Annotated in this window: 9 protein-coding genes and 1 pseudogene; 6 read left to right on the plus strand and 4 right to left on the minus strand. The window is 69.2% G+C overall.

What is annotated here, in order from left to right:
* A partial coding sequence (locus ABZ656_RS55885) for a hypothetical protein (RefSeq protein ID WP_360280141.1) occupies positions 1-207 on the minus strand: 207 nt, incomplete at its 3' end.
* Between the two features lie 23 nt (positions 208-230).
* Between ABZ656_RS55885 and ABZ656_RS55890 the strand changes: the two genes are divergently transcribed.
* The 3 genes from ABZ656_RS55890 (at position 231) to ABZ656_RS55900 (ending at position 1,438) form a co-directional block, all read left to right on the plus strand.
* Positions 231-386, plus strand: a complete 156-nt coding sequence (locus ABZ656_RS55890; RefSeq protein ID WP_180362686.1) for a hypothetical protein — start codon at positions 231-233, stop codon at positions 384-386.
* Positions 387-479: 93 nt separating this feature from the next.
* On the plus strand, positions 480-860 hold the full coding sequence (locus tag ABZ656_RS55895; RefSeq protein ID WP_360280144.1) for a hypothetical protein: 381 nt from the start codon (positions 480-482) through the stop codon (positions 858-860).
* A gap of 137 nt (positions 861-997) precedes the next feature.
* Entirely contained in the window at positions 998-1,438 is a 441-nt protein-coding gene (locus ABZ656_RS55900; RefSeq protein ID WP_101407197.1) for an SPW repeat protein, read from the plus strand.
* Between the two features lie 375 nt (positions 1,439-1,813).
* Here the strand turns inward: ABZ656_RS55900 and ABZ656_RS55905 are convergent, their stop codons facing one another.
* Positions 1,814-2,422, minus strand: coding sequence for a hypothetical protein (locus tag ABZ656_RS55905; RefSeq protein WP_360280147.1), 609 nt, complete (start codon positions 2,420-2,422; stop codon positions 1,814-1,816).
* Positions 2,400-2,882 carry an ATP-binding protein gene (locus ABZ656_RS55910; protein WP_101407198.1) on the minus strand — a complete coding sequence of 161 codons (483 nt, stop codon included), beginning with the start codon at positions 2,880-2,882 and terminating at the stop codon, positions 2,400-2,402. Before ABZ656_RS55910 ends, ABZ656_RS55905 begins: the two co-directional genes overlap by 23 nt.
* Positions 2,883-3,257: 375 nt before the next feature.
* Here ABZ656_RS55910 and ABZ656_RS55915 point away from each other — a divergent pair, with 375 nt between their 5' ends.
* The 3 genes from ABZ656_RS55915 (at position 3,258) to ABZ656_RS55925 (ending at position 5,283) form a co-directional block, all read left to right on the plus strand.
* Positions 3,258-4,133, plus strand: coding sequence for a Scr1 family TA system antitoxin-like transcriptional regulator (locus tag ABZ656_RS55915; protein ID WP_101407199.1), 876 nt, complete (start codon positions 3,258-3,260; stop codon positions 4,131-4,133).
* A 24-nt stretch (positions 4,134-4,157) separates the two neighbouring features.
* Positions 4,158-4,370 (plus strand): DUF397 domain-containing protein, encoded by a 213-nt coding sequence (locus ABZ656_RS55920; RefSeq protein WP_054233852.1) that lies wholly within the window; start codon positions 4,158-4,160, stop codon positions 4,368-4,370.
* Positions 4,371-4,470: 100 nt separating this feature from the next.
* Positions 4,471-5,283, plus strand: coding sequence for an SAM-dependent methyltransferase (locus ABZ656_RS55925; protein WP_360280151.1), 813 nt, complete (start codon positions 4,471-4,473; stop codon positions 5,281-5,283).
* 237 nt (positions 5,284-5,520) lie between these two features.
* Here the strand turns inward: ABZ656_RS55925 and ABZ656_RS55930 are convergent.
* Positions 5,521-5,609, minus strand: a pseudogene (locus ABZ656_RS55930) (peptide deformylase); the annotation flags it as partial.

Here is a 5,609-nt window from a genome sequence, read left to right on the forward strand (position 1 = left end):
GTTCAGGCCCGGGATGGCGCGCAGCGAGGCCAGGTGTTCGACCGGCTGGTGGGTCGGGCCGTCTTCGCCCAGACCGCTGAACGCCCGGCGGCGCACGCCATGCCCGCGAAACCGCCCTCGCCACGCCCGCGCCGAAGCCCCCACCGGTGAATTCGCCGCCGCGGGCCGATCCGCCGCCCCACCGGCTCCGGATCCCACCCGAACCATTCGTACGTCCTGGAGGACCCCCTGTGAAGGAAGCCGTGGAGATCGGGAGAAGCCCGGCCGCGGAGCCCCGTCTGCCGGACCTGATGGCCGACGTCCCCCGAGGCGACCAGCAGGCCTTCACCGCGGTCTACGACGTCGTGGCGAGACCGGTGCGACCATGGCCGATCTGCACACCCTGACGGGCGCGTACGCCCTGCACGCCCTCGACGAGGAGGAGTGCGGCAGGTTCGAGCGGCAGCTTGGCAGCGGCCGTCGGGACGTTCGGGCTACGCTTGCCGGCCCGGGCCGTCGGCGCCAGACCCGGCACCGAACGGCTGACGCGCGCCTTCGACGAGTGGATCGACTGCATGGCCGAGGGCGAGGGGCACGGGGGCTGCTTCCTCGGCTCGGTGGCGAGCGAGTTCGACGGCAGGCCCGGTCCGGTCCGCGACGCGGTGCTCGACGCGCTCGCCTCGTGGTCGGCGTATGTCGCGGCGGAGCTGGGCACGGCGGTCGAGGCCCGCGAACTGCCGCCGCGCACCGATGCGGAACAGCTCGCCTTCGAGCTCAACGGCGTGGCCCTGGCGGCCAGTCAGTCCATCCAGCTCCATCGCGACCCACAGGCACCCACGCGGGCCCGCCGCGCCATCGCCCGCCTCCTCATCGCCCCCTGAGGATGGATCCCGCCCCGCTGAAGAGAAAAGCGACCTCTACACATAAAGAAGAAATAAGAGCACAATGAAAACAAGCGGCGCCAACCGCATACCGCACCAGAAGCGGTCAGGCCTGCAGAGAACGAAGGAGACGACTCATGGCCAACGTCTCGCACCCCAGAGGTGACATCACGACCCACCCCGATGCATCCGAAATGCGGGAGCGGTATGACCGCATGCTCGGTGGCCGCGATGTGGCGCTCGTGGACGGACCGGTGTTCCTGCTCGGTCTGTACTGCGCCGCGTCCCCGTGGATACTCCACTACACGACGAGTCAGCCCGCCCTGGCGACGCACAACCTCATCATGGGCATCGCCATAGGCCTACTGGCCCTCGGATTCACCATGGCCCCCGAAAGGATGTACGGCCTGAGCTGGGCCATCTGCGCGATGGGCGCGTGGATGATCATCTCACCGTGGGTGGTCGGAACCAGCCCGGACACCGGCGTCGTGATCAACAGCATCATCATCGGCGCGTTGGCCGTGGTGCTGGGGGCGCTGTGCGCGCTCGCGACGACGAAGAGCACTCCTCGGGCGTAGGCCCGACGGACACCCTTCGGAGCGGTCCCGACGGACATCCCCCGGGAGCGGCACCGGAGGCCCACAGCCGGGCCCAGCACCGCAAGTCGATGCCCGAGCTGGGCCCAGGCCCCACGAAAGGAACGAACAACCCCACAGGCCGGCCCGCCCACGCGGACCGGCCTCTCTCACGCCCGCCCCGCGCACATCCTGATCGACGAGGCAGTCGCCCGGCCACGGACAGTTGTGCAGGTCATCGCTTGCGTGTCGGCGGGCCGAAGAGCAGCAGGTCTCTAGTGCCGCAACAGGCAACGTTCGCCCCGTCGCGACGCCCGGCACGCACTCTCGCCGCACCGGACACCGCTCCTTGACGGGCAAACGTTGCCTGCCGCGGCACTAGATACCCGCGCCGAGCGACCAGCTCGGAGTGCTGCCCGCGAGGCGGCAGGTGAGGAAGTACAGCGGGATCGGCGGCGTGTACGGCGAGTCGCCCTCGGGCCGGTGGATCAGACGGGGGCGAGCGGACCGTGAGCGCGGCAGGGACCGTGTCCAGGACGGGTCGGCCAGCCGCGCGCCCACCGCGTAGCTGGTGGAGGCAGGCCAGGTGACGCCTATGTGGGAGCCGGACGGGACGATCCACCACCACCGCTCGTCGTCGGCGAAGACACAACCGACGCGGGGCAGACAGTCCATGATCCGCTGCCCGTGTTCCGGGGAGGTGCCCACGGCGTCGTATCCCAGACCGGCGGACAACTCGGCGGGTATCGCCAGTCGTGCCGGGGACTCGTGCGGCGGCGCGGTGGGGATGTATATACGCAGGCCGAAGACGGCGGGGTACGGGCGCGCATCGACGGCGTCGGTGTGATCGCGGCCGTCGGGGGCGGCGAGAGGGTCTCGGCCGCCGGGGGCCGGGAGACGGTCTTGGCCGTCGAGGGCGGAAAGGTGATCGCTCGGGTGGCCGGCGGGCTGGTGATCGCGCAGGTCAGGAATGTGCTGTTGTTCCATCAGATAAAGATCCTTCGGCCGAGTGGGGGATGGGCCGGGCCATGGTCACGGTCGCCGGCGAGCCGGTCGACACGGTGTCTCCTCCCTTCGACGGCAGTACGGCCCAGACGATGCGTCCGGAGCCGTCGGCGGTGTCTCTGACGCCCCAGTCGCTGCTCAGGGCGCCGACCAGCAGGAGTCCACGTCCACCCTGATCGTCCGGCCCCGGCCGGCGCTGGGCCGGAAGGCTCCAGCCACGGTGCTGGTCCTCGACCTCGATGTGGAGCCGCTCCTCGGCGATGTGGACTCTGCACACGATCCACTCGCTCGCCGTGTGCGTCAGCGCGTTGGTGACGAGCTCGGAGGTCACCAGGATCGCGTTGTCGCGGGTCTCGGGGGCGATGCCCCACTCGGTGAGCGACTCACGGACGTCTCTTCGGGCCATACCCACCGAGGCGGGCGCCGCGGGCAGGGCGAACACATTTGCCCGACGGGGATGTTCGTCCCCTGGCGGTAGGCCCAAAGGCTGGGGGAGGGAGGGCGGGGTCATCGCCGTTCGCCTTTCGTCTGCCTTCGCACCACAAGCGGTGCCAATGCCGTCCCCCGTGGCCCCGCACCGCCGCGAGATGCGCACAACTCACCGTGCAAGGCATCACGTCGCAGCCCCGTCTCCCCCAACTGGGCCGCACAACCACTCCCTTCACCGGGCCAGGGACGATATGACCACTGTGGCAGCTGCCAACAACACCTCGCAACCGACAAGTTGAAAATTGCAATGTGCCAGGTGCATGCTTCCCCCGTCGACGGATGATCGTGACAGACTGCGACCTCGAAGCCCGCTGTGAGGGGGTAAGGCGTGTCCACGGAGACCGACTGGGGCGGCGCCCCTTCCGTCCTGCGCATGATTCTCGGCAAGCAGCTGGAGGAGCTGCGCACCCAGGCCGGGCTGACATACGAGCAGGCGGGCGAGGCGATCGGCGTCAGCCACTCCACCATCCGCCGGATGGAGGCCGCCAAGGTGGCCCGGCTCCGGCTCACCGACGCCGAGAAGCTCCTCCGGACGTACGGCGTGACGGACCAGCAGGAGATCGACACCTTCCTGAAGTCGGTCCGCGAGGCCAACAAACGCGGCTGGTGGCACACATACCGAGATGTCCTGCCGGACTGGTTCGCGGCGTATCTGAGCCTGGAGCAGGCTGCCCTCCAGATCCGTGCGTACGAGGCTGAATTCGTGCACGGGCTGCTGCAGACGGAGGCGTACGCGCGCGCCCTGCTCGGCGCGGGCAATCCGCACGCCTCGGCCGAGGCGACCGAGCGCCGGGTCGCGCTGCGCATGCGCCGTCAGGAGCTGCTGTCCCGGCCCGCTCCGCCGCGCGTCTGGGTGGTGATGGACGAGACCGTGCTGAGGTGGCCGGTCGGCGGGCCCGAGGTGATGCGCGCGCAGATCGACCATCTGATCGCGGTCAACAGGCTCCCCCATGTGACCCTGCAGATCATGCCGTTCAGAAACGGCCCGCATCCGGCCATGCGGGCCGGCGCGTTCCATCTCTTCCGGTTCAGGGCACCCGAGTTGCCGGACATCGTCTATCTGAGCGGTCTGGTGGGCGCCGTCTACCTCGACAAGGACGACGACGTCGTGGTGTACCGCGAGGCCCTGGACCGGCTGGGCGCACAGTCGACGCCCGCCAGGAAGACCGAGGAACTTCTCGGTGCGATTCGCAAGGAGCTATGAGTGCACCTCCACATACGCAACGGCATGCCGTCCCGGGAACTGGGCACGCAGGGCTGGTCCAAGCCATGGAGCGACGACGCGGGCGGCGCCTGCGTCGAGGCGAAGAAACTGGGCGACGGGCGGATCGCGCTGCGTCAGTCCACCGATCCCGAAGGGCCCGCCCTGGTTTTCACGCCCCGTGAAATGACGAGCTTTCTTGCGGGCGTCAAGGCGGGGGAGGCCGACTTCCTCCTCTGACAACCTTGTCTGATTGCTATGCCCTGTTCTTTCCCCCACGACGATCTCTTTCCCCCACGAACACCAGCTGTGCACCGACGACTTGATGGGAGGGGCGGCGTTGCCCGACAACGGATGGCCTGCCGACCGTATCGACACCGAGAGCGCGCACTCCGCGCGCATCTACGACTACATACTGGGCGGTAAGGACTACTACCCCGCCGACAAGGAGGCGGGCGACGCGATGGCGCGGGAGTGGCCCGCCCTGCCGATCCACATGAAGGCCAACCGCGACTGGATGAACCGCGCGGTGGCCTATCTGGCCAAGGAGGCGGGGATACGCCAGTTCCTCGACATCGGCACCGGCATCCCCACCTCCCCCAACCTCCATGAGATCGCCCAGTCGGTGGCCCCCGACTCACGGGTCGTCTACGTGGACAACGACCCCATCGTCCTCACCCTGTCACAGGGTTTACTGTCGAGCACTCCCGAGGGCAAGACCGCGTACGTCGAGGCGGACATGCTCGATCCGGCGACGATCCTGGGCGCGGCTGAACTGCGTGACACCCTCGACCTCACCCAGCCGGTCGCCCTCACGGTGATCGCCATCGTCCACTTCGTCCTGGACGAGGACGACGCGGTCGGCATCGTCCGGCGCCTCCTGGAGCCCCTTCCCTCGGGCAGCTACCTGGCGATGTCCATCGGCACCGCCGAGTTCGCGCCCGCTGAGGTGGCCCGCGTCGCCCGTGAGTACGCGGCCCGCAACATGCCCATGCGGCTTCGCACCCACGCGGAGGCCGAGGAGTTCTTCGAGGGCCTCGAACTCGTCGAGCCCGGCGTCGTCCAGGTCCACAAGTGGCACCCGGACGGCACGGAGACAGGCATCCGCGACGAGGACATCGCGATGTACGGGGTGGTGGCCCGCAAGCCGTAGTCCGTCCGCTCCACACCATCCGTGCCGCCGGGCCCATGCGAAAGGGGCCCGGCGGCACGCGTATCCCTACGTCCCCTGATCCGCCGGACAGGACCTAGGCGTCCGCCGTGGAGTCCAGCAGAACCTAGGCGTCCGCCGTGGAGTCCAGCAGAGCCGCGCACTCGATCGCGAGGGCCGCCATGCCGTACGTCCGGGCCACGCGCAGCGCCTCCCGCAGCAGACCGGAGGCGTGGGCGGCGGCGCGTACGCGGTCGGCACGGAGAGGCAGCCCTCGTTGCTGTCGTCGAGGCGGCGCTGCTCGGCGGGCAGTTCGACGAGGACAGGGT

Origin of the sequence: Streptomyces sp. NPDC007095 (genome assembly GCF_040634475.1) — a bacterium.
GTDB lineage: Bacteria > Actinomycetota > Actinomycetes > Streptomycetales > Streptomycetaceae > Streptomyces.

Bases quoted from the DNA above. Each gene is read 5' to 3' on its own strand.
- ABZ656_RS55900 (WP_101407197.1), top strand. From the start codon at position 998: ATGGCCAACGTCTCGCACCCCAGAGGTGACATCACGACCCACCCCGAT.
- ABZ656_RS55905 (WP_360280147.1), bottom strand. From the start codon at position 2,422: ATGGAACAACAGCACATTCCTGACCTGCGCGATCACCAGCCCGCCGGC.
- ABZ656_RS55920 (WP_054233852.1), top strand. From the start codon at position 4,158: ATGCCGTCCCGGGAACTGGGCACGCAGGGCTGGTCCAAGCCATGGAGC.